Below are 23571 nucleotides of genomic sequence, written 5' to 3'. Positions count from 1 at the left end.
GTGGACTTGACCGTTGCCCCCGCGCCGCTTAAGAGCAGAACGCGCCCTGGCTACCGTCGTAGCCACCTGCTACCTCAAGGGGGTCTCCACCCGCCGCATGAACGACCTTGTCGCCACCCTCGGGATCACCAACCTATCGAAGTCGCAGGTGTCTGACATGGCCAAAGAACTCGACGTGATGGTCGACAACTTCCGCACCCGCCCGTTGGACACCGGCCCCTACCTCTATGTTTCCTGCGACGCGCTGACGAGTGAGAAGTGCGTGAAGGTGGGCGCGTCGTGAAAACCAGCGTGCTGCTGGCCACCGGGGTTAACGCCGACGGGTACCGGGAGTTGTGTGGTATGCAGGTCGCCACCGCCGAATCGGCCGCGTCGTGGACCGGGTTTTTCCGCGACCTGAAAGCCCCGCCCACTCCAGCCTGGATCAGGTGTACCTGGTCACCAGTGACGCCCACCTGGGCATCCAGGCCGCTGTGGGTGATTGCTTGCCAATGCGTCCTGGCAGCGGTGCCGCACCCATTTCGCGAAGAACCTCATCATCGATGGTGCCGAAAACTTAAGTGGCCGACATTGTCGGCGATGTTTCACACGATCTTCCAACAACCCGACGCCCACACCGTGTGGGACCAGGCCCGAGACGTTGTCGAGTTTTGCCAACAGAAATTCCCCCATGTGGCGCATTCACCTGGAGGAATCCTTAGACGACCTGCTGGCGTTTACGAACGCGCCGAAAGCGGTGTGGACGAAGGTGTGGTCACACAACCCCACTGAAAGGCTCAACCGGGAGATCAGACGTCGCACCGACGTCGTGGGGATTGCCCCCAACCGCGACGCCGTCGTGCGTCTGGTCGGGGCGGTACTCGCCGAGCAACACGAGTGAGAAGGATCCAACAGAAACGCTACATGTCGCTCACCAGCCTGGAACAGACCACAACGATGATGACAGCCACCGTCATTGATGCCGGCGAATCCACTCAGGAGGTTGCATGAGCCCACGCCAGCACCGAGCTCGTGACGGCCCCTGACACCGTCATCCTGCTTGTTCTTATCGAAAGGCAGATACACCACCACCGTGGACTTGACCCAACTGGGATGCCGGTCCGTCCAGCATGTCGCGACTCATGCGTCAAGCATGACGAGACTCATGACAACCGTGTCCCCGACAGGATTCGAACCTGCGACCTTCGGTACCGGAAACCGATGCTCTCATCCACTGAGCTACGAAGACATTCGCTGTCCGCCTCGCTGAGGCGGTCAACGGATTACAACCCTAGCACCCCGCGTCGGCGGGGCGAAAACGGGTTGTTGTTACTGGCCAAGGGCCTCGAAGTAACCGGGGGCGTCCGAGACGGTGACCTCGCCGGAGCGCAGGTAGTCCACGACGATGCGGTCGACGGCCTTGTTGCCCAAGCCGACGTGGCCGTGCCCGGGGCCGTGAACGGTGACTAGGTGGGAGCCCATGGCGTTGGCGATGGTTCCGCGGCCGTGGTAGGGCGTCTGCGGGTCGTTGGTGGCGTTGATCTGCAGTGGGCGCACTTTGAGCCCGGCGCCGCTGAGGGGGATTGTGCCGGTCACGGGCTGGGCGCCGGAACAGTAGGCGCCCGAGCCGATGAGCGCGCTCGGGGCGGTGAAGATGTCGCCGGAGACGAAGTTGCTCCACAGCGCTACGGGGATGAGCGAGTAGTCGGCGGGAGTGACGTTCTCGTTGCACATCTGCACGGACTGAAGCTTGATGAGGGCGAGGCTGGAGGCGGCGAGCTCGTCAACAAACCCCTGGGGCGGCTCACTGGCCTGCGGAGCCTCGAAGGTGCCGTTGGTCATGCGCGCGAGGGTGTCCCAGGCGGCCGCCTGCGGGAGCATGAGGCGCGTGTTGGTCAGCAGCGGGGAGGCGGCTTGGTTGGCGCCGGGGTTGAGCAGGCGGCTGACAATGCCCTCGGCCTCGACGCGCGCCTTGCCGGTGGCGGTGAGCACGTCGGCGCCGGCCTGCCCTGCGAACTCGAGCCCGGGAGGCAGGTCGCCAACGCGGGCGGGCGGCGGCGTCACGGTCGGGTTGGTGCCGGTCTCTTCCACAACGCGGCGCGACCAGTACTGGTAGGCCTTGAGCGGGGTGTCGCCCATGCCGTAGGTGGCGTTGTTGGCGGCGACCCACGCGAAGTACTCGTTGAGCACGGACTCGTAGCCGGCCTGCTGGTCGCGCATGAGCTGCTGCCACTGGGCGTTGGGGTCCATGGCGGAGTCGAGCACCACGCGGTCGGTGGTGGCGGGGAAGAGCGTGGCGTAGGCGGCGCCGAGGTAGGTGCCGTAGGACAGGCCCATAATGGAGATGGAGTCGTAGCCCAGCGCGCGGCGGGCGGCCTCCCAGTCGCGGGCGTTGGTGTCGGTGGTGATGGTCTCCGCGTAGCCGGGCACGGGGCCCTGGCAGGCGGCGCGGCTCTGGGCGCCGGAGCTGAGCAGCCCCTCGGCCTGGAAGCGGGCGACGGAGGAGAGGTCGTTCAGCTCCGGGGCGCTGCACTCGAGCGGGGTGGAGTGCAGCAGGCCGCGCGGTTGGACGATGACGCGGTCCCACTCGTCGATGATCTCTTGCGGCCACTGGAACCCGGCCTCGGGGGAGCCGAAGTAGGTGTAGCCGTCACCGCCGGGCCCGCCGGGGTTGCCGAAGAGAACGCCGCGCTTCGCGGCCTGGTTGGCGGCGGGGATCTTCATCACGCCGATGGAGACGGTGGGGCCGTCGGGGTCGTCGTAACGCATTGGCGTGTCAAAGCTGCCGCACTGGGCGCCGGGGGCGGTGACGGTGGCCGGGCATTCTTCCCAGCGGATCTGGGGCGCGGGGTCTGCCGCGGCCGCCGGCGCGAGGGCGCCGGCGACGACCGCGGTGGCGGTGAGAAGGAAGACGGAGGTTTTTACGGGGGGTTTCGTGGACAACGCGCCGGGCCTTTCCAGGTTTGTTCCATTGTTTTTTAGGAACAGTGTCTCATACTTATAGTGCGCGCGCTGGAAAAGCGTGGCACGGGAAACAATGACAGCAAAGTGGTCGGTCGCCCCCGCGGGGGTGGCCGGCCACTTTGTGTCGGACGCGCCTAGGACACCACCAGCACAATGAGGTCGCGCGGGCCGTGGACGCCCTCGACGCGCACGAGCTCGATGTCCGAAGTGGCGGACGGGCCTGAGATCATCGTGGCAGGTCGCGCGGGGTCGATGCGCTCTATCATCTCTGGCACGCCGTAGACGACGGTATCCGCGCGCACGATGACCACGTGGCGGTCCGGCACGAGGCTCAGAGCCCGGCGCCCGCAGACGTCGTTGGCCTGCAGCGTGATGGTGCCGGTCTGGGCGCAGGTGACGTGGGAATCGGTGACCACCGCGTCGACGTCGCCGAGATCGCGCGGGTCGGAGGTGGGGTCGTCGGGGCGAGGGGCGCCGGTGAAGGCGTCGAAAAGCGAGCTGTCTAGGCCCGGGGCGTAGACGACGTCGGAGCACTCGCGGCCGTGGAGCACCTCGGCGAGCGCGGAGGCGAGCTCGGACTCGCTGGTCTCGACCACCTCGGCCTTGTAGTCCACGAGCCGGTCGACGAGGATCTCGCGCAGCTCGTCGGGGCCGTGCGCGGAGTCGGTGCGGTACTCGCGGACGGGGGTGACGTGGGCGGGGGCGTGGGACAGCGCGAGCGCGTCGCGGACCCGGGAGAGGATCTCCTGCTTTGCGGTGCGTGCCATGCTAGTTCTCCTCGTTCGTGTTGCTGGGGCGGGCGCTGTCGAGCAACGTGCGGGCTTCCTCGCTGTCCCACCAGGCGCGGAACGGTTTCTTCGGCGGGACGGCGACGTCGCGGTAGTTCGTCCACGCCGACATGGGGGCGGGCAGGGTGGAGATCTGCCGGTTGAAACCGCCGAGCACCCGCCCGAGCGCGACCGCGCGCACGGCCTTGTCCCACAGCGCTGGGGTGCTCCACAGGAGGCTGATGGCGGAAAACGCCTTCGACTCGACGAAAGGGGTGTGGTCCTCGACCTTGCGGTGGCGCAGCTCGAGGAGGATGTCGGAGATGGGGATCTTCACGGGGCAGACCTCGTCGCAGCGCCCGCACAGCGAGGAGGCGTAGGGCAGGGTGGCGTTCGGGTCGCTCGCCGAGTCCATGCCGGTCAGCTGCGGGGTAAGGATCGCCCCGATCGGGCCGGGGTAGGTCGAGCCGTAGGAGTGGCCGCCTGCGCGCTCGTAGACGGGGCAGACGTTGAGGCACGCGGAGCAGCGGATGCACTTCAGGGCCTCGCGGCCGATGTCGTCGGCGAGCGCGGCGGTGCGGCCGTTGTCGAGCAGCACGATGTGGAAGTTGCGCGGGCCGTCGCCCTCCGTCACGCCCGACCACAGCGAGGTGTAGGGGTTCATCCTCTCGCCGGTTGACGAGCGGGGCAGAAGCTGCAGGAACACCCCTAGGTCGGCAAAGGAGGGCAGGAGCTTTTCGACGCCCATGACGCTGATCAGGGTCTCCGGAAGCGTCAGGCACATCCGCCCGTTGCCCTCGGACTCGACGATGGAGACAGTGCCGGTCTCCGCGATGCCGAAGTTGGCGCCGGAGATGGCCACCTTCGCCTTCATGAACTGCTCGCGCAGGAAGATGCGGGCGGCCTCGGCCAGATCTTTTGGATCGTTGGTGAGCGACTCGTCGGCGGTGGGCATCTTCTCCACGAACGTGTCGCGGATCTCGGCGCGGTTGCGGTGGATGGCGGGCACCACGATGTGGGAGGGGAAGTCGTCGCCCAGCTGCACGATGAGCTCAGCCAGGTCCGTTTCTTGGGCGTGGATGCCGGCTTTTTCCAGCTCCTCGTTGAGCGCGATCTCCTGGGTGGCCATCGACTTGATCTTCACCACCTCCGTCTCGCCGGTGTCCTCGACGAGGGAGCGGATGATGTCGTTGGCCTCGCGCGAATCCCGCGCCCAGTGGACGTGGCCGCCGCGCGCGGTGACCTGCTCCTCGAACTGTTCGAGGAGCTCGGGAAGCCGCGCCAGCACGTCGCGCTTGATGGTGGAGCCAGCCTCGCGCAGCTGCTCCCAGTCGTCCAGCTCGTCGACGACGCCCTGGCGCTTGCGCCGGATGGAGGTGGTGGCGTAGGCGAGGTTGCGCCTCTTTGTGACGTCGTCAAGCTCGATGTGGGCTCTCTTTTGGAACGCTGTGTCCCCGCGCAGGTTGCTCGGGCCCTGTGCGCGCGGCGGCATGGTGGGCCGGCCCAGCATGACTTTCACAGCATTGCCTCCCTCGAATATGCGGCGGACGTCGGGGTCCAGGGGTGGTCCTTGGTTGAGGCGAGGATCTCCGCGATATGAAGCGCGCGCACGCCGAGGTGCTGGCGGCTCAGCGCGCCGGCGATGTTCATGAGGCACGAGGAATCACCGGCGGTGACGTATTCCGCCTCGGACTCCTTGATGTGGCGGGCCTTGTCGGCGACCATCGCCGCGGAGACCTCCGACATCTTCAGTGCGAAGGTGCCGCCGAAGCCGCAGCACTCTTCCTTCAACGGCAGGTCGACGAGCTCGAGGCCGTCGACGTTGCGCAGCAGCTGGTAGGGGCGCTCGCCTACGCCGAGGATGCGCTTGGAGTGGCAGGACTCGTGGTAGGTGACGCGGTGAGGGAAGAAGGCGCCGAGCTCGGTGGTCCCGGCGACGTCGACGATGAACTCGGTGAGCTCGTAGGTCTTCTTCGCGGTGGCGGCGGCGGCCTGGGCGAGGCCGGGGGAGCCGTAGCGCGAAGCGAGGCGTTCGTGCTGGTGGCGCACGGCGCCGGCGCAGGAGCCAGACGGCGCCACGACGTAGTCGATGGAGGGGTCGGAAAAAGCGTCGACGTAAGTCTCGATGATTGGCACCGCCTGGCGCTGGTACCCGGTGTTGACGTGCATCTGGCCGCAGCAGGTCTGCCCCTCGGGCACGACGACGTCGAAACCGAGGCGGGTCAGCACCAGCGCGGACGCCTTGTGCGCGTCCGGGAACAGGGCATCACCGATACACGTAGAAAACAGCGCTACTCGCATGGGTGTTTCCTTTTGTTTTCTCAGGTGGATGGTGGACAGATAGATGGTACGTTTCCGACGCGGCGCGCGGGGCGGAATCCGCCACAATTATGAGCCTGCGGCCCGACAGAGAGGATGTACGCTGCCTCAATTACACTGTTAGCCCATGACGCCAGCAGACCTTGCCGCCACGATCAAGAGGGCCACCACCGATGTTCTCACGGCCCACGAGCTCGACGCCACCGTTGTCCCCGACACGGTTACCGTCGAGCGCCCGCGCAACCCGGAGCACGGCGATTACGCCACCAACATCGCCCTCCAGGTCGCCAAAAAGGCTGGCGCCAACCCGCGCGAGCTCGCTGGCTGGCTTGTCGACGCCCTCTCGGCCGACCCTGACATCGCTACCGCCGAGGCTGCTGGCCCCGGCTTTATCAACCTACGCCTGGCCACCGGCGCCCAGGGCAAGATCGTCAGCGACATCCTCACCGCGGGCGCCGACTACGGGCGCTCCGCCGCGTATGCGGACCACAAGATCAACCTCGAGTTCGTCTCCGCCAACCCCACCGGGCCGATCCACCTGGGCGGGACCCGGTGGGCCGCCGTCGGCGACTCCCTCGGCCGCGTGCTCGAGGCCTCCGGTGCCCAGGTCACGCGCGAGTACTACTTCAACGACCACGGCGGGCAGATCGACCGCTTCGCCCGCTCGCTGGTGGCCGCGGCGAAGGGCGAGCCAACCCCGGACGACGGCTACGGCGGTGACTACATTGCGGAGATCGCCGCGCGGGTCGTCGACAAGCATCCCGATGCCCTCGCTGGCGAGCCCGCCGACGTGCAGGAACTCTTCCGCGCCGAGGGCGTGGACATGATGTTCGCCCACATCAAGCAGTCGCTGCACGAGTTCGGCGTGGACTTCGACGTCTACTTCCACGAAAACTCCCTGTTCGAATCGGGGGCCGTGGACGCGGCCATCCAGACGCTCAAGGACAACGGCACCCTCTACGAGTCCGAGGGCGCGTGGTGGCTGCGCTCCACCGACTTCGGCGACGACAAGGACCGGGTGGTGATCAAGTCCGACGGCGACGCCGCCTACATCGCCGGCGACATCGCCTACGTGGCGGACAAGTTCGAGCGCAGCCACACCCTGGCCATTTACATGCTCGGCGCCGACCACCACGGCTACATCGCGCGTCTGCGCGCGGCGGCGCAGGCGCTCGGCTACGACCCGGAGACCGTCGAGGTGCTCATCGGGCAGATGGTCAACCTCGTGCGCGACGGCAAACCGGTGAAGATGTCCAAGCGCGCCGGGACGATCATCACCCTCGACGACCTCGTCGACGCCATCGGTGTCGACGGCGCGCGCTACGCGCTCGTGCGTTCGTCGGCGGACCAGACCCTCGACATCGACCTCGACCTGTGGACGAAGCAGTCCTCGGACAACCCCGTTTATTACGTGCAGTACGGGCACGCGCGCCTGCGCTCTCTCCAGCGCAAAGCGGCCGAGGCGGGGGTTGACCACGCCGGGGCCGACGTCGCGCTGCTGTCGCATGAGAAGGAGGGCGACCTCATCCGCACCCTCGGCGAGTTCCCGGCGGTTGTCCGAGCCGCCGCCGAACTGCGCGAGCCGCACCGCATCGCCCGCTACGCCGAGGAGCTGGCCAGCTCCTTCCACAAGTTCTACGACGCCTGCCAGATCCTGCCCAAGGCGGGCGAGGATCCGGAGCCGATCCACGCCGCGCGCCTCGCTCTGGCCACCGCCACGCGCCACGTGCTGGCGAACGCGCTGCGCCTCGTCGGCGTCACCGCGCCGGAGAGGATGTAGCGCTCGTGGCCGCAACCGACAGCTTCAACGACCTACCTGCCCACGTCTGGCCGCGCGGGGCGGCGCGGCAGGAAGACGGCGTGGTCACCATCGGCGGGGTGCCGCTGACCGAGATTGCGGAGGAGTACGGCACGCCCGTCATGGTGGTCGACGAGGACGACTTCCGCTCCCGCTGCCGCGACATGGCGCGCGCCTTCGGCGGAGCACACAACGTGCACTACGCCTCCAAGGCCTTCCTCACACGGCGGATCGCTGCATGGGTCGACGAGGAGGGGCTGGCGCTCGACGTGGCCAGCGAAAACGAGCTGCGCATCGCGTTGGCCGCCGGCTTTCCGGCCGACCGCGTCACCGCGCACGGCAACAACAAGGCGGCCAGCTACCTGCGCCTGTGCTTGGAGGCCGGGGTCGGCCACGTCGTCATCGACTCCCACCAGGAGCTTGCCGAGCTCAACGAGCTGGCGGGCCAGCTCGGCCGCGTCCAGGAGGTCTTCGTGCGCGTCAAGCCCGGCGTCGACGCGCACACCCACGAGTTCGTTGCCACGAGCCACGAGGACCAGAAGTTCGGCCTCTCGCTGGCCTCCGGCTCGGCCTTTCGCGCCGCAGTGAACGCGCTCGAGGCCGAGCATCTTTCGCTGTCCGGTCTGCACTGCCACGTCGGCTCGCAGGTCTTCGACGCCGAGGGCTTCAAGCTCGCGGCCGAGCGCGTGCTCAACCTGTACCGTCAGATCTGGCAGGAGCGCGGCGTCGCGCTGACGTACTTGGACCTGGGCGGCGGCTACGGTATCGCCTACACGCCCGACGAGGCGCCGCTCGACGTCACCACCGTGGCCGCCGACCTTCTGCGCGAGGTCGACGACGTCGCCGCCGACCTAGAGATCCCCGCGCCGACCGTGCTGGTCGAGCCGGGCCGGGCCATCGCGGGCCCGTCGACGGTGACTGTCTACACCGCGGGCACGATCAAGGACGTACACACCTCGTATACGGACACGCGCCGCTACATCGCCGTCGACGGCGGGATGAGCGACAACATCCGCCCGGCGCTCTACGCGTCGGAGTATGACGCCCGCGTGGTCAACCGCTTCCTCGACGGGGCCCCAGTGGACACGCGGCTGGTCGGCTCGCACTGCGAATCCGGCGACATCCTCGTCGCCGAGGCCTCGTGGCCCGCGGACATCACCTCCGGCGACCTGGTCGCGCTCGCCGCGACCGGAGCCTACTGCTACTCCATGTCGTCGAATTACAACTCGTTCGGCCGCCCGGCGGTCGTGTCCGTGCGCAACGGACACATCACCCCCATGGTGCGGCGCGAGAGCGTGGAGGACATCCTCGCCCGCGAGTACTAGAAGTCCGAGCGTGCGAGATATAGACTAAGCGGTACACTACTTTTTTGTTAGGTGTACTGATAGCCATTACCAGCCAGGCCCCAGCGCGTTCAGCGCGTGAGGGGCAGGACAGGAGAACGCGAGGAACATGACGACGACACATGCCGAAAACCGCAACGGGAACTACCCGGGCAAGGGAGTGGGCGGTGCCGTAGGCGTGGCCATCCTTGGAAAGGGCACCGTCGGCACCGAGGTCCTGCGCCTGCTCGGCGAATTCTCCGACAACCTGGAGCAGCGCATCGGCGGGCGGATCGAGGTGCGCGGGGTCGCAGTGTCCAACCTGGACAAACACAAGGATGCCCCCGAGGTGCAGGGCCTCACGCTGACTGACGACGCCCGCAGCCTCATCACCCGCGACGACGTCGACGTTGTCGTCGAGCTCATCGGTGGCATCGACTACCCGCGCGAGCTGGTCCTGGAGTCCCTGAAGAACGGAAAATCTGTGGTGACGGCCAACAAGGCTCTCGTCGCTGCGCACGCCGACGAGCTCTCGCAGGCAGCCAACGAGGCCGGCGTGGACCTCTACTATGAGGCCGCCGTCGCCGCCGCGATCCCCGTCGTGGGTATGCTGCGCCGTTCCCTGGCCGGCGACCAGGTCCAGCGCATCTCCGGCATCGTCAACGGCACGACGAACTACATCCTCGACGCGATGACCACCACGGGCATGAGCTACGAGGACGCCCTCGCCGAGGCGACGCGGCTGGGTTACGCCGAGGCGGACCCGACCGCGGACGTCGAGGGCCACGACGCGGCCTCCAAGGCCGCCATCCTCGCCTCGATGGGCTTCCACACCCGTGTCACGTACGGCGACGTGCACTGCGAGGGCATCACCCAGATCACCCCGGCCGACATTGAGGCGGCGAAGAAGTCGGACGAGACGATCAAGCTCCTCGCCATCTGCGAGCGGCTGACCGACGACAACGGCGCCACCGTCGGCGTCAACGCCCGGGTGCACCCGACTCTCGTGCCCAACGAGCACCCGCTTGCCGCCGTGGACAAGTCCTACAACGCCATCTTCGTCGAGGCCGAGGCCGCCGGGCGTTTGATGTTCTACGGCAACGGCGCCGGAGGCGCCCCGACCGCCTCTGCGGTACTCGGCGACCTCGTCGGCGCGGCCCGCAACAAGGTCCACGGCGGGCGCGCGCCCGCCGACAACCCGTACGCCGACTACCCGGTCGTCGACTTCGGCGAAGTGAGCACCCGCTACCACATCAACATGACGGTCAACGACCGCGTGGGCGTTCTCGCGGACCTCGCGCGCACCTTCGCCGACGCGGGCGTGTCCCTGTCCGCGGTGCGTCAGGAGGAGTCGGGCGACGAGGCTCACCTCATCGTGGTCACCCACCAGGCGCGGGAGAAAGACCTCCAGGTGATCGTGGACACCCTGGCGAAACACGACGACGTGCGGTCCGTGAACTCCGTGATCCGTCTGGACGCGTAAATGGCGATCGAACTACCCGCGGGCTTGAAAGCCACCGTCACCGTCCCCGGTTCCTCCGCCAACCTCGGCCCCGGCTTTGACACCCTCGGCCTCGCCCTAGGCATCTACGACACCGTCGAGGTCGAGGTCACCCGCTCGGGCCTTCAGATCGAGATCTTCGGCGAGGGCGCCGGCGAGCTGCCCCGCGATTCCTCCCACCTCGTGGTTAAGGCGATCCGCACCGCGCTCAAGGCCGCCGACGTCGAGGCGCCGGGCCTCAAGGTCACGTGCACGAACTCCATCCCCCAGTCGCGCGGCCTGGGCTCCTCCGCCTCCGCCGCCGTGGCCGGGGTGGTCGCGGCGAACACCCTGGCGGGCGGTCCGCTCGACACCGAGGCCGTGGTCCAGCTGTCCTCCGCCTTCGAGGGCCACCCGGACAACGCGGCGGCCTCCGTGCTCGGCGGGGCGGTCGTGTCGTGGACCGACGTGCCCGTCGACGGGGTGTCGCACCCCGCGTATCGCGCAGTGCGTCTCGACGTCCACCCCTCGATCCGGGCCACCGCCCTCGTGCCGGACTTCCACGCCTCCACGAACGCGGTGCGCAACGTGCTGCCCAGCCACGTCACCCACACCGACGCCCGCTTCAACGTTTCGCGCGCCGCGGTGATGACGGTGGCGATCCAGCACCACCCGGAACTCTTGTGGGAGGGCACCCGCGACCGCCTGCACCAGCCCTACCGGGCGGACGTGCTGCCGGTGACCGCGGAGTGGGTCAACCACCTACGTAACCGCGGGTACGCCGCGTTCCTGTCGGGGGCCGGGCCGACCGTGCTGGTGCTCAGCACCGAGCCGGTCCCGGAGAAGACCCTCGATTCCGCCCGCGAGGCGGGCCTGCGCGTCATCGACCTGGCGATCGCCGGGCCCGTCACGGCGGAACTGACTCGGAGCTAGACCCCGGGGCTCGTCCCGCGCGTCTCCTCGGAGGCGTCCTCCACCTGCTGCGAGGTCGGGTTACCGTGCGAGCGGTTGCCCGGCCCGGGCAGCGAGATGATGTCGTACTTGTCGTTGGCCAGGTGCTTGCGCAGGTCTTTCTTGTCAAACTTGCCCACCGACGTCTTATCAATCGCCTGGACGAAGGCCCAGTACTCCGGCGCCATCCAACTCGGTAGCGTGCCTTGGAGGGACGCGCGCAGCTTCTCCGCCGTTTCTTTCGTGGGCTCGATGCCCTCGTAGAGGACGGTGATGGCCAAGGGCCGCTCGCCCCACTTGCGGTCGGGGTAGCCGATGACGGCGCATTCGACGACGACAGGGGATTCCATGATGAGGTTTTCCACTTGCGCGGAGTAAATCCACTCGCCGCCGGAGCGGATGACGTCGCGGGCGCGGTCGTAGAGCGTCATGAAGCCGTCGTTGGTCACTGTGCCCACGTCGCCCGTGCGCAGCCAGCCGTCGGCGGTAAAGAAATCGCGCGCGTCAGAGACGTCCTCGCCGCGGAACGTGCTGGCTGCTTCGCCGGGCTCCTGCGTCGGCGAGTGGTAGTAGGAGGCGGCGACCATGTTCCCGCGCACCTGGATCTCGCCCTGGGAACGGTCGGTTGCGGCCATCACCTCGCCGTCGTTGACCACGCGGTACTCGAGCCACGGCGCGAAACGCCCCTGGGAAACGCGGTACGCCCAGCGCGCCTCGCCGGACACGCCCGAGGGCGGGCGGGCGATCGTGCCCACGGTCGAGGTCTCCGTCATGCCCCAGACGTGGACGACGTCGACGCCGTAGCGCTCCTCCCACACCTTGATTAGCGCCGGCGGGGCAGGGGAGCCGCCGACGTAGATCTCGGTCAGGCTCATCCGCTCCGGCGGGTTGTGGACGTAGTGGACCATGAGCTGGATCCACAGCGTGGGCACCCCGTGCGCGACACGCGGGTGGGTGCTGGCGATGAGCTTGGCCAGCGTCGGGGCCGACACGTCCGAATCCGGCAGCACCAGGGGGGCCCCCACGAGGAAGGCCGCGAAGGGCACGCCCCAGCTGAGCACGTGGTAGACGGGGATGCAGCAGAGGAAGGACTCGCCGTGGCTGACCGCGAGCGAGTCGGTGGCGCGCAGGCTCATCGCCTCGAGCCAGATGGAGCGGTGGGAGTAGGCCACTCCCTTCGGCGCGCCGGTCGTCGCGGTGGAGTAGACGAGGGCAGCGGCGGTGTTTTCCGAAAGCTGGGGCCATTCGTAGATCGTCGGGCGGCCGTCGAGAAGCGATTCGTAGCTGTAGACCTCGACGCGTTCCGGCATCTCGCGGGCGGGGCCCTGGATCGGCTCGACGCCGGTGAAGACGACGGCGCGGACCGTGGAGCACAGGGCGAGGATCCGGCCGAGCTTCGGCGCTAGGCGCGGGTCGGCCACGATGACCTCGGCCTCGGAGTGGTTGACAACATAGGCGATCTGGTCCTCGAGCAGCTGCACGTTTAAGGGCGTAAAGACGGCGCCCTTCGCGGCGACGGCGAACATCACTTCGAGGTGCTCCGCGCAGTTGTACATGAGGGTGGACACCCGCTGGTCGTCGTCAATCCCGAGCTCGTCGTGGAGGGCGTGAGCAAAGGCAGCAGCGCGGGCGCCGACCTGCGCGAAGCTCGACTCCTCGGCCTGCCCGGCGCGCCACGTCGTCACCTTCGTCGTACCGTGGATTGTCTCGCCGTACTCGAGGATCCGTCCGACGGAAAAAGGCACTTCCTGCATGGTCGAGAGCATGTGTTCTACTCTAGCCCCGCTTGTCGACGCCCCGTGTATGCGTTCTTCCCGCGTCGTGCGTTACAATGTCAGCTGGGCCGCCAATGAATCTTCCTCATGGATTTTCAGACCCGGAAATTTTCATCCACGGAACCTTCATGAGCGATCCCCGCGCACCCGCGCAGGGCGTGAGAGCGCGGGCTGCGGTTCCACCCCCTTTTTTTTCGGCGCCGCGCAGGGCTCGCTGACACGGGCTGAGCGCCGCGCGAGTGCGGGGGAGCGAGCGGATGAGAAACGCTTCGGCGCTGTCCGCGCGAGCAACACAACGAAGAAATTGGACACGAAAGCTGCCCGGCGTATACGCGCAGAACGATTGCGAAAAGCACGACCGAACCGGGCGAGCGACGAAAGGACATCCGTGACCGAATCGGGCACCAACGCAGCAGGCGAGAACCTGGCTGCGCTCAAGATCCCAGAACTGCGCAAGATTGCGGCCGACAAGGGCCTGAAGGGGCTGTCCGGGCTCCGCAAAGGCGAACTGATCCAGGCGATCACCACCGGGGTCGTCCCGCGCAAGGACGCCGCAAAGGCGGAGGCTGGCGAGGACGCTCCCCGCCGGCGCTCCGCTCGCCGCGCCTCCGCACCCGCGGACGGGGAAGGCGCCGCGCTGAAGACGGGGAAGGCGTCCACGCCAGACGCGTCCGAGAAGTCCGGGAGGCCCGACCAGCCCGAGCAGCGGGACGCGCAGAACGCGTCCGACGGCGGCTCCCACGACGGCGGTTCCACCGACGGCACTTCCGGCAACGGCGACGGGCAGCACTACGAGTCGCGCTCCGCCGCCCGCCGGGCCCGCCGCAACCGCGCCCGTCAGCAGCACGACAACTCCCACGGGAATTCCCAGAACAACTCCCACGATGGTGGTTCAGGGGACCAGCAGGGCGACGCAGGCAACGGCGGCAACGGCGGCAACGGCAACAACGGTGGCCGCAACAACAACCGGGACAAAAACCGGGACAAAAACCGGGACGATAACGAGGGCGGTAACCGCCGCGGGCGCCGCAATCGCCGCAACCGCAACCGTGGCCGGGGCGACGGCCACAACGATGGCGGTAACAACAACCAAAACCAGCAGGACGTCGACCCGGCCGACCTGCAGGAGGTTGCCGGGATTGTCGACGTGGTGGACAACAACTCCGCCTTCATCCGCACCACCGGCTACCGCCAGAACTCCGCGGACGTCTTTGTCAACAACAAGCTGGTGCGCTCCAACGGCCTTCGTGCGGGCGACGCCGTGATCGGACAGGTGCGCGCGAACGGGCAGGGCCACTCCCACGGCTCCGGGCGCAACCGCCAGCGCTACAACCAGCTGGTTCGGGTTGATTCCGTCAACGGCATGAGCCCGGAGGAGTCGCGCCAGCGCAAGGAGTTCCACAAGCTCACGCCGCTGTACCCGAACCGGCGTCTGCGCCTGGAGACGGAGCCGAACATCCTGACCACGCGCGTCATCGACTTGGTCATGCCCATCGGCAAGGGCCAGCGCGCGCTGATCGTCTCCCCGCCCAAGGCGGGCAAGACGACCATCTTGCAGAACATCGCGAACGCGATCGCGACAAACAACCCGGAGTGCTACCTCATGGTCGTCCTCGTCGACGAGCGCCCCGAGGAAGTTACCGACATGCAGCGCAGCGTCAAGGGTGAGGTCATCGCCTCCACCTTTGACCGCCCGCCGAGCGAGCACACCGCCGTGGCGGAGCTCGCGATCGAGCGAGCGAAGCGCCTGGTGGAGATGGGCCAGGACGTGGTGGTCCTGCTCGACTCGATCACGCGCCTCGGCCGCGCCTACAACAACTCCTCGCCGGCCTCCGGGCGCATCCTTTCCGGCGGCGTGGACTCGAACGCGCTCTACCCGCCGAAGCGCTTCTTGGGCGCCGCCCGCAACATTGAGGAGGGCGGTTCGCTGACGATCATCGCCACCGCGATGGTGGAGACGGGCTCCGCGGGCGACACGGTCATCTTCGAGGAGTTCAAGGGCACCGGCAACGCTGAGCTGAAGCTGGACCGCAAGATCGCGGAGCGCCGCGTCTTCCCGGCCGTGGACGTGAACCCCTCGGGCACCCGCAAGGACGAGCTGCTCATGAGCCCGGAGGAGGCGCGCGTCATGCACAAGCTGCGCCGCGTCCTGTCCGCGCTCGACCCGCAGCAGTCGATCGACATGCTGATCAAGCAGCTGAAGAAGACGAAGTCCAACGGCGAGTTCCTCATGGGCGTCGCGCAGTCCGCGCCGATGGCGGCGGCCCAGTCGGAGGAGGAGTACATCTAATGGCCAAGGGCACGAGCGAAGGCGCTTCGCACGTCTCGCTAGTCGACGACTACGTCTCCGAGTACCAGGGCATCCAGGCCCAGATGGGCGACCCGGACATCGCGGGGGACCAAGAGCGCTTCCGCAAGCTCTCGAAGCGCTACGCGGAGCTGCAGCCGATCATCAAGGTCAACGACGAGTTGGTGCAGGCCCGCGAGGACCACGAGGCCGCCGCCGAGATGGCCGCGGAGGACAAGGACTTCGCCGAGGAGGCTTCCCGCCTCGAGGGCGAGATTGTCCGCCTGGAGGAGGAGCTGGCCGACCTGCTCGCCCCGCGCGACGAGCACGACGGGGACGACATCATCATGGAGATCAAGGCCGGCGCGGGCGGCGAGGAGGCGGCCCTGTTCGCCGGCGACCTCGCCCGCATGTACCAGAAGTACTGCGAAAAGAACGGCTTGACCTGGGACGTCCTCGATCTTGCCGAGTCCGACCTGGGCGGGGCGAAGGACATGACGGTGGCCATTAAGTCCAAGAACCCCTCGCGCGACGGGGCGTGGAGCAAGCTGAAGTTCGAAGGCGGCGTGCACCGCGTCCAGCGCATCCCGGTGACTGAGTCGCAGGGGCGCATCCAGACCTCTGCCGCGGGCGTGCTCGTCTACCCGGAGCCGGAGGAGGTCGGCTCCGTGGAGATCGACGAGAAGGACCTGCGCATCGACGTCTACCGCTCCTCTGGCAAGGGCGGCCAGGGCGTGAACACGACCGACTCGGCCGTGCGCATCACCCACCTGCCCACGAACATCGTGGTGACCTGCCAAAACGAGCGCTCGCAGATCCAGAACCGCGCCCGCGCCATGCAGGTGCTGCAGGCGCGTTTGGACCAGATCGAGCGAGAGAAGGCGGAGGAGGAGGCCGCGCAGGGTCGCGCCTCCCAGGTGCGCACGATGGACCGCTCCGAGCGCATCCGCACCTACAACTGGCCGGAAAACCGTATCTCGGACCACCGCATCAACTACAAGGCCAACAACCTCGACTCCGTGCTCGACGGGAACATGGACGAGCTCATCACAGCCCTCCAGAATCACGAGCGCCAGGAGCGCCTTGAAGCCGAGTAGCCTGCGCGACGTGATCGCCCGCGCCTCCCGCACCCTGGGGGACGCGGGCGTGCCCACGCCCGAGGTCGACGCACGCCTTATCGCCGCGTCGCTTCTCGACGTCCCGCCCCTGTACCTCTCCTTCACCGACGCGCCGGCAGGGTTTGCCCGCGATTACGCGGACGCGATTGCCCGCCGCGCGGCGCGGGAGCCGCTGCAACACATCACAGGCAGCGCGCAGTTCGGCCCGCTGGAGCTCGCGGTTGGCCCGGGGGTGTTCATCCCGCGCCCGGAAACGGAGGTGCTGGCGCAGTGGGCGGTGGACGCGCTGGCCGATACCGAGGACCCGCTGGTGGTGGACCTGGGCACGGGTTCGGGCGCGCTGGCGATCTTTATCGCGCGCGCCCGCCCGGACGCCCGTGTCATCGCGGTGGAGCGCTCCGCGACGGCCCGCGGCTACGCGCGGGAGAACGCGGCGGCGAATGGGGCGTCGATAAGCGTGCTGGCGGGGGACATGACGGACCCGGAGCTGCTTGAGGATCTCGCGGGCCGCATCGACCTCGTTGTGGCGAACCCGCCGTATGTGCCCGAGGACCCCGACCTTGCCCCGGAGGTGTACTTCGACCCCGCTGAGGCGGTCTTTTCCGGCGCCGAGGGGATGGACGCGATCCGCGGGCTCGTGCCCGTCGCCGCCCGTCTCCTTTCCCCCGGCGGGAGCGTGGGGATAGAGCACGACGACACCACCTCGCGCGCGGTGTGTGAGGCCGTGCGAGCGGCGGGCCGCTTCGCAGAGCCAGCCGTACTGCACGACCTGACGGGTCGGGCCCGCTTTGTCACGGCGAGTAAGCTAAACGGCTGACACGAGCCGAGGAGAAGACGAGGGAGAGCTATGCCGAGCACGATCCACAACTGTCTGGACCCTGAGGGGCGGGAAAAGGGCCTCAAGGCCGCGGTGGAGGCCCTGCGGGCCGGGCAGTGCGTGGTCCTGCCCACGGACACGGTCTACGGCATCGGCGCCGACGCCTTCAACAACGACGCCGTAGCCAGGCTGCTGGCCACCAAGCGCCGTGGCCCAGACATGCCCGTGCCCGTCCTCGTCGGCTCCTGGATGACCATCCAGGGGCTCGTGCGGGAGTTTTCCGAGACGGCGAAAACCCTCGTCGAGGCTTTCTGGCCCGGCGGGCTGTCGATCGTGGTGCCCGAGGCGCCCAGCCTGCCGTGGAACCTCGGGGATACGCGCGGCACCGTCCTCGTCCGCATGCCCAACCAGCCGCTCGCCATCGAGCTGCTGCGGGAGGTCGGGCCGATGGCGGTATCTAGCGCCAACATCTCGGGAAGCCCCGCGCCCGTCACAGCGGCCGGGGCGAAGCAGCAATTCGGCGACGCGGTCTCCGTCTACCTCGACGGCGGCGAGTCAGAGGTGGGGCAGGCGTCCACCATCATCGACATCTCGGGGCCGCAGCCCGTCATTCTGCGCGAGGGGGCCATTCCCGCCGAGCGCATCGGCGAGGTCCTCGGCCTGGACGCGGAGCAACTGCGGAGGACGTAAATGAGCGGAGCGGGAGTGCCGCTGCGCGAGCTCGCCCTCGTGCTGCTCGTCGCGGCCGCCATTACGTACCTGGCAACCGGGCCGCTTCGCTCGCTCCTCGTGCGCACGGGGCGCGTCGCCGAGATCCGGCAGCGCGACGTACACACGCAGCCGACGCCCTCCGTCGGCGGTCTGGCCATGTTCGCCGGGTTCGTCGCCGCGGTCTTCCTCGCCCAGCAGCTACCAGCGCTGACCCGCGGCTTCGCGCCCGTCACACCTGAGATGACGGCGGTGCTCGCGGGTGCGGGGGCAATTGTCATCGTTGGCATCGTCGACGACCTGTACGAGCTCGGGGCGTTGACCAAACTCATCGGCCAGTTCTTCGCCGCCGTGCTCATGAGCTTGCTCGGCCTCGTCTTCACTGTTTTCTACCTGCCGGTCGGGGGAGGGACCACCCTCATCTTCGACCAGGTGCAGGGCGTGACGGTGAGCGCGATCTTCACCGTTGTGCTCATCAACGCGGTGAACTTCGTCGACGGTATTGACGGCCTAGCCGCAGGGCTGGGAATGATCGCGGGCGGGGCCATCCTCGTCTTTTCCCTGACGGTGCTCCACGACCAAGGCGGCGCCGTTTCCGCCTACCCGCCAGCGATCATCTGCGCGGCGCTTGTGGGCATCTGCGCTGGGTTTTTGCCCCACAACTTCGAGCCGGCGCGGATCTTCATGGGGGACTCTGGCGCGATGCTCATCGGCCTTCTGCTCGCCGCCGCCTCGATCTCGGCCTCTGGAAAAATCAACATGTCCCTCTACGGCGCGGCCGACTTCGTCGCGCTCATCAGCCCCATCGTGGTCGTGCTCGCCGCCGTCGCGCTACCCGTGCTCGACCTCGTCTGGGCGGTGATCCGGCGTACCGCCCGCGGCCAGAGCCCGTTTGCCGCCGATGCCGGGCACATCCACCACCGTCTCCTGCGGCTCGGCCACACCCACCGCCGCACGGTGCTCGTGCTCTACCTGTGGGTCTCGGCCGTCGCTTTCGGAGCGGTGAGCTATTCCATCGTCCCGGTCACCTGGGCCACCGGCTTTACCGTCGCCGCGCTCCTCGCGGCGGCGGCGCTAACGGCCGTGCCGCTCATGCGGGGCAAGATCGGGCCGGTACACACGGACCCGACTGCTGGGCCCGGCTAGTTGCCCAGAACGTCCTCGATGCGGGTTTCGCCGTCGTTGAACTCGATGACGCGGTTCAGCGTGGCGTCGCCTGCCGGGCCGTTGTCCACAGCGGCGGCAACGACGCGGGCCACGTTGGCACGGCTGGTCTCGGTGGGCTCGTCGGCGGAGGCGTCGATCCGGCCCGTGCCCTCCTCCAGGGTGAGCATGCTTGGGCGCACCAGGGTGAAGTTGAGGCCGGAGCGCTCCAGGTGGTCGTCCGCCTCGCCCTTCGCCTGCGCGTAGGGGTAGAAGTCGTTGTCCTTGTCCACTCCGTGGTCGAGGCCGGCACCGAAGTACGAGACCATGATGAAGTGGCCAACGCCCGCCGCTACCGCGGCGTCGATCGCGCGCTTGGCAGCGTCGCGGTCGACGGCGTAGGTCCGCTCCGGGTTACCACCGCCGGCGCCCGCAGACCAGACGACAGTGTCGATCTCGCGCTCGCGCAAAAGCTTTTCGATCGCGGCGGTGTCGTTGTCCTGGATGTCGAAGACGACCGGCGTCGCGCCGTCCGCCTCGACGTCCGAGACCTGCTCCTGCTTGCGGATCAGTCCGACGACGGTGTGTCCCTGTTCGCGAAGGCGCGGCACCGCCAGACGGGCGACCTTGCCGTGTGCGCCGATGATTGCAACGTTGTGAGCCATGATTCCTCCTCGTGTGGTTCCATAAGAAATCGCGTACACCTCCCCACCGTAGACACTTTTGCGCCGCGGGTAGGATGCGAAGCTGTGACTACACATGAAAACGGGCAGGGAAACGGTGCCGGCGACGCCCATGGGGCGTCGGCAAGCGAAGGCGACCTCGCGGTCAACGACGCTGAGGCGGGCTTCGACGACCCCCGCGCCCCTCTCGTGCGGGCGCTGCGACTCGGCGGCTGGGTTTTGCTCGCGCTGACCATCGTCTCTCTCATGGCGTGGGGTGCGACCCGAGGGCTGCCGGGGTTGTGGGCCGTGATCATGGGCGCCGCGATTGGCGGCGGTTTCGTGCTCCTGACCGCGCTGTCGGTCCTCGTGTCCTCGGGCACGTCGCCGTCGACGACGATGGCGATCGTCCTCGGTGGGTGGCTAGTCAAGATGGTGGTCTTGATTATCGTCCTCGCGCTCATCCGCGACCTGCAGTTTTACGACCACGTCGCTTTTGGCGTGACGACGATTCTCGCCCTCGTGGTGGTACTTGCGGTGGAGGCCTGGGGGGTCATCACCACGCGCGTCGTATACGTCGATAGGTGACGAATCCCCGGCGTATTGGCCTGGGGGTGGAGACCACGCCCCCTGACGCGACTAAATGCTACGGAACCTGTTAGGCTAGCCGCTGGGTTTGCTTGAGGTGGACATGGGCCTGCTTGCGAGTTGGCGTGAAACTGCCTGAAGGAACATCCCCTGCACCGCGGTTGCTGATGTGCGACGGAGTCCGCCGCGGTTGCAGCCCACTTGAAGACGTCCATCGCACCGTGCCCGGCAACGGGTGCGGCCCGAGAACGGGAGAGAACGCTGAGCGTTACAACTTTGGCCGAGGGCATGAAGGGTACCTTCCACCCGCCCGCACTTGGTCCAGAATTTTTCCCGGGGCAGACGTATGGCCACATCATTGGTGAGGACTTCGCCAATGGGTGGTTCGCGCTGGATCGCATCATGATCGTCCGCCTCTTCGTGGCGGCTGTCTTGGTGCTCCTCTTTGTCATTGCGTTTAGGAAGCCGCAGCTGGTTCCTAAAGGCCTGCAGAATGTCGCGGAGCTGGGCGTGGACTTTGTCCGTGTCCAGATCGCGGAAGACACGTTGGGGAAGAAGGACGGCAAGCGGTTCCTGCCGGTTATTGCCACCATCTTCTTCACGATCCTGTTCATGAATGCAGCCACGATCATCCCGGGCCTCAACATTTCCCCGAACGCGCGTATCGGTATGCCGATCGTGCTCGCCGTTGTGGCCTACATTGCGATGATCTACGCTGGCGTGAAGCGCTACGGCGCAAGCTACTTCAAGCACTCGGTCGTGATCCCCGGCTTGCCGCCCTTCCTCCACATCCTCGTGGTGCCGATCGAGATTTTCTCGACCTTCATTCTGCGTCCGGTCACACTAGCTCTTCGTCTCATGGCGAATTTCCTGGCCGGCCACATCATTCTCGTCCTGTTGTACTCCGCCACGAACTTCTTCTTCTGGCAGCTCAACGCATGGACGGCCCTGAGTGGTCTGACGATTATCGCGGCGCTGCTGTTCACCCTGTACGAGCTGATCATTATCTTCCTGCAGGCGTACATCTTCGCCCTCCTGACGGCGGTGTACATCGAACTATCGCTGCACGCGGATTCGCACTAACAACGGCGCGAACACCCAGGCCAAACTGAATACCCCCTCCACATTTCGTCACACGCCCCGCCGCACACACCTCGCGGCTGGGGCACCAAGAAAGGGAACGACTTTCACATGAACGACATCATCCTCGCTCAGGCAGAAGAGACCGTCACCGCTTTCGACGGCCTGCAGTCCATCGGCTACGGCATCGCCACCATCGGCCCCGGCATTGGTATCGGCATGCTCGTCGGCAAGACCGTCGAGGGCATGGCTCGCCAGCCCGAGATGGCCGGCCAGCTGCGCACCACCATGTTCCTGGGTATCGCCTTCGTTGAGGCGCTCGCCCTGATCGGCCTCGTCGCCGGCTTCCTGTTCTAAAAAGAACCAGCGCAACCACGTACACCTTTTTAGAGCAGGAGCAACCTATGACGAACGTCACCGAATTTATCGTGGCGGCAGAAGGCGCTGAGCTCCCCTTGGAGGGCGAGCCCTCGATCCTTCTTCCCCCCATGTACGACGTGGTGTGGTCTCTGGTCGTCTTCGTCGTCGTCTTCATCCTCTTCTGGAAGTTTGTGCTTCCTAAGTTCCAAGAGGTTCTTGCGGAGCGCGAAGACCGCATTAAGGGCGGCATTGAACGTGCCGAGGTCGCCCAGGCGGAGGCCAAGGCTGCCCTGGAGAAGAACAACGCCGAGCTCGCCGAGGCCCGCGCCGAAGCCGCCGAGATCCGCGAGGCCGCGCGCGCCCGCGGTAAGGAAATCGAGGCCGAGGCCCGCGCCAACGCCGAAGCGGAGTCCCGCCGCATTGTCGAAGCCGGTGAGAAGCAGCTGCTTGCCTCCCGCGAGCAGGTTGTCTCCGAACTGCGCACCGAGATGGGCCAGAACTCGATCACCCTCGCCGAGCGCCTGCTCGGCACCGAGCTGTCGGACACCACCCGTCGCTCGTCGACGATCGACGACTTCCTGGCTGAGCTCGACAGCGTTTCGACGAGGAAGTAGGCGAGATGAAGGCAGCTAGTCGCGAAGCACGAAACAATGTGGCGGAGAAGCTCGACGAGCTCATCCGCACCTCCGGCGACACCGTCGCTGTCGCAGCGCAGATCGGCACCGAGCTGTTCCTCGTCGTGGACCAGCTGGACCTCGACCGCTCTTTGCGTGTCGCGGTCGCAGACAACGCCCTCGACGCTGACCAGCGGGAGGGCATCCTGCTGACGGTCTTTGGTGAGAAGGTGGCTGAGCCCACCGCCCAGATCCTTCGTGCTGTCGCGCGAGAGGAGTGGTCCTCGAGCCGAGACCTGCGCACGGGCCTGGTCTGGCTCGGCCGCCGAGCACTTCTGCTGGGTGCCGAGAACCAGGGCACGCTCGAAGAGGTGGAAGACGAGCTCTTCCAGCTCTCGGTGCTGCTGGAGCAGGAGAAGCAGCTCACCCAGCTTCTTGCTGACCGCACTGCTGGTGCACAACAAAAGCGCGGCCTGCTGGCCAACGTGATCTACGGCAAAGTGACGATGTTCACCGAGGCCCTCGCGCTCCAGGTGATCGGGCGCCCTGAGCACAACCCGGTCGACGATCTCGCCGCTGTGGCGGCGTTGGTCGCGGACATGCGCGGCAAGGCCGTCGCTCGCGTCACCTCCGCCGAGGCTCTCGATGCCTCCCAGCGCGAGGCGCTCGCCGGCAAGCTTGAAACCATTTACGGCCGGGAGATGGCCATCCACACCGAGGTTGACCCCAGCCTCCTCGGCGGGATGATCATCCGCGTCGGCCACGAGGAGATCGATGGGTCGACGCGCGGCAAGCTCGCGCGTCTTCGCGCCGACCTCGCGGCAGAGATGGCCTACTAG

The 23571-nt window shown here is 67.2% G+C and carries 22 protein-coding genes, 1 tRNA gene and 1 pseudogene; 17 read left to right on the top strand and 7 right to left on the bottom strand.

Annotated features, from left to right (window positions below; all coding sequences use genetic code 11):
* Positions 1–13: 13 nt before the first annotated feature.
* The 3 genes and pseudogenes from BLT81_RS13080 (at position 14) to BLT81_RS13075 (ending at position 880) form a co-directional block, all read left to right on the top strand.
* Positions 14–283, top strand: a complete 270-nt coding sequence (locus BLT81_RS13080) for a transposase (protein ID WP_269457059.1) — start codon at positions 14–16, stop codon at positions 281–283.
* Positions 259–345: pseudogene (locus tag BLT81_RS13255) on the top strand (transposase); the annotation flags it as partial. The gene BLT81_RS13080 and the pseudogene BLT81_RS13255, both read left to right, overlap by 25 nt.
* 136 nt (positions 346–481) lie before the next feature.
* Positions 482–880, top strand: a complete 399-nt coding sequence (locus BLT81_RS13075) for a transposase (protein WP_231908970.1) — start codon at positions 482–484, stop codon at positions 878–880.
* A 274-nt stretch (positions 881–1154) separates the two neighbouring features.
* On the opposite strand, the gene BLT81_RS05805 is transcribed toward BLT81_RS13075, so the two are convergent.
* From BLT81_RS05805 to BLT81_RS05785, 5 genes are all read right to left on the bottom strand, one after another.
* Positions 1155–1228: transfer RNA gene (locus tag BLT81_RS05805), tRNA-Arg, on the bottom strand.
* An 80-nt stretch (positions 1229–1308) separates the two neighbouring features.
* The gene (locus BLT81_RS05800) at positions 1309–2922 is read right to left on the bottom strand and encodes an alpha/beta fold hydrolase (protein ID WP_019195050.1); all 1614 of its coding nucleotides are present in this window, start codon (positions 2920–2922) and stop codon (positions 1309–1311) included.
* A 155-nt stretch (positions 2923–3077) separates the two neighbouring features.
* Positions 3078–3710, bottom strand: coding sequence for a LutC/YkgG family protein (locus BLT81_RS05795; protein WP_019195049.1), 633 nt, complete (start codon positions 3708–3710; stop codon positions 3078–3080).
* 1 nt (position 3711) lies between these two features.
* Positions 3712–5220 (bottom strand): LutB/LldF family L-lactate oxidation iron-sulfur protein, encoded by a 1509-nt coding sequence (locus BLT81_RS05790; RefSeq protein WP_040421856.1) that lies wholly within the window; start codon positions 5218–5220, stop codon positions 3712–3714.
* A 5-nt stretch (positions 5221–5225) separates the two neighbouring features.
* Positions 5226–6011: a (Fe-S)-binding protein gene (locus tag BLT81_RS05785; RefSeq protein ID WP_019195047.1), complete on the bottom strand. Its 786-nt coding sequence runs from the start codon at positions 6009–6011 to the stop codon at positions 5226–5228.
* A gap of 145 nt (positions 6012–6156) precedes the next feature.
* Here BLT81_RS05785 and argS point away from each other — a divergent pair, with 145 nt between their 5' ends.
* The 4 genes from argS (at position 6157) to thrB (ending at position 11562) form a co-directional block, all read left to right on the top strand.
* The gene (gene argS, locus BLT81_RS05780; protein WP_019195046.1) at positions 6157–7809 is read left to right on the top strand and encodes an arginine--tRNA ligase; all 1653 of its coding nucleotides are present in this window, start codon (positions 6157–6159) and stop codon (positions 7807–7809) included.
* Positions 7810–7814: 5 nt separating this feature from the next.
* Positions 7815–9152: a diaminopimelate decarboxylase gene (gene lysA, locus BLT81_RS05775; RefSeq protein WP_019195045.1), complete on the top strand. Its 1338-nt coding sequence runs from the start codon at positions 7815–7817 to the stop codon at positions 9150–9152.
* Positions 9153–9279: 127 nt separating this feature from the next.
* Positions 9280–10632 carry a homoserine dehydrogenase gene (locus BLT81_RS05770; protein WP_019195044.1) on the top strand — a complete coding sequence of 451 codons (1353 nt, stop codon included), beginning with the start codon at positions 9280–9282 and terminating at the stop codon, positions 10630–10632.
* Entirely contained in the window at positions 10633–11562 is a 930-nt protein-coding gene (gene thrB / locus BLT81_RS05765; protein ID WP_019195043.1) for a homoserine kinase, read from the top strand.
* Here thrB and BLT81_RS05760 read toward each other — a convergent pair.
* Positions 11559–13346 carry a long-chain fatty-acid--CoA ligase gene (locus tag BLT81_RS05760; RefSeq protein WP_019195042.1) on the bottom strand — a complete coding sequence of 596 codons (1788 nt, stop codon included), beginning with the start codon at positions 13344–13346 and terminating at the stop codon, positions 11559–11561. The genes thrB and BLT81_RS05760 overlap by 4 nt on opposite strands.
* A 397-nt stretch (positions 13347–13743) precedes the next feature.
* Here BLT81_RS05760 and rho point away from each other — a divergent pair, with 397 nt between their 5' ends.
* The 5 genes from rho to BLT81_RS05735 are packed head-to-tail and all read left to right on the top strand — an operon-like array spanning position 13744 to position 19431.
* Positions 13744–15645, top strand: a complete 1902-nt coding sequence (gene rho / locus BLT81_RS05755; RefSeq protein ID WP_019195041.1) for a transcription termination factor Rho — start codon at positions 13744–13746, stop codon at positions 15643–15645.
* Positions 15645–16739, top strand: a complete 1095-nt coding sequence (prfA, locus tag BLT81_RS05750; RefSeq protein WP_019195040.1) for a peptide chain release factor 1 — start codon at positions 15645–15647, stop codon at positions 16737–16739. Before rho ends, prfA begins: the two co-directional genes overlap by 1 nt.
* On the top strand, positions 16726–17577 hold the full coding sequence (prmC, locus tag BLT81_RS05745; RefSeq protein WP_019195039.1) for a peptide chain release factor N(5)-glutamine methyltransferase: 852 nt from the start codon (positions 16726–16728) through the stop codon (positions 17575–17577). Before prfA ends, prmC begins: the two co-directional genes overlap by 14 nt.
* Before the next feature lie 30 nt (positions 17578–17607).
* On the top strand, positions 17608–18267 hold the full coding sequence (locus tag BLT81_RS05740) for an L-threonylcarbamoyladenylate synthase (protein WP_019195038.1): 660 nt from the start codon (positions 17608–17610) through the stop codon (positions 18265–18267).
* On the top strand, positions 18268–19431 hold the full coding sequence (locus BLT81_RS05735; RefSeq protein WP_019195037.1) for an MraY family glycosyltransferase: 1164 nt from the start codon (positions 18268–18270) through the stop codon (positions 19429–19431).
* On the opposite strand, the gene BLT81_RS05730 is transcribed toward BLT81_RS05735, so the two are convergent.
* Entirely contained in the window at positions 19428–20093 is a 666-nt protein-coding gene (locus BLT81_RS05730) for an SDR family oxidoreductase (protein ID WP_019195036.1), read from the bottom strand. The genes BLT81_RS05735 and BLT81_RS05730 overlap by 4 nt on opposite strands.
* 207 nt (positions 20094–20300) lie before the next feature.
* On the opposite strand from BLT81_RS05730, the gene BLT81_RS05725 reads away from it, so the two are divergent.
* From BLT81_RS05725 to BLT81_RS05705, 5 genes are all read left to right on the top strand, one after another.
* Positions 20301–20678: a hypothetical protein gene (locus BLT81_RS05725; RefSeq protein WP_040421854.1), complete on the top strand. Its 378-nt coding sequence runs from the start codon at positions 20301–20303 to the stop codon at positions 20676–20678.
* A 288-nt stretch (positions 20679–20966) separates the two neighbouring features.
* Positions 20967–21761: a F0F1 ATP synthase subunit A gene (gene atpB / locus BLT81_RS05720; RefSeq protein WP_019195034.1), complete on the top strand. Its 795-nt coding sequence runs from the start codon at positions 20967–20969 to the stop codon at positions 21759–21761.
* Positions 21762–21869: 108 nt separating this feature from the next.
* Positions 21870–22115, top strand: coding sequence for an ATP synthase F0 subunit C (locus BLT81_RS05715; protein WP_019195033.1), 246 nt, complete (start codon positions 21870–21872; stop codon positions 22113–22115).
* Between the two features lie 47 nt (positions 22116–22162).
* Entirely contained in the window at positions 22163–22732 is a 570-nt protein-coding gene (locus BLT81_RS05710) for a F0F1 ATP synthase subunit B (protein ID WP_019195032.1), read from the top strand.
* 5 nt (positions 22733–22737) lie between these two features.
* Complete coding sequence (locus BLT81_RS05705) at positions 22738–23571, top strand: F0F1 ATP synthase subunit delta (protein ID WP_040421807.1); 834 nt, start codon at positions 22738–22740, stop codon at positions 23569–23571.

This window comes from Corynebacterium timonense, assembly GCF_900105305.1.
Lineage (GTDB): Bacteria > Actinomycetota > Actinomycetes > Mycobacteriales > Mycobacteriaceae > Corynebacterium > Corynebacterium timonense.
The sequence above is the reverse complement of the archived record's forward strand: the minus strand, read 5'-3'. Positions and strand labels throughout refer to the sequence as shown.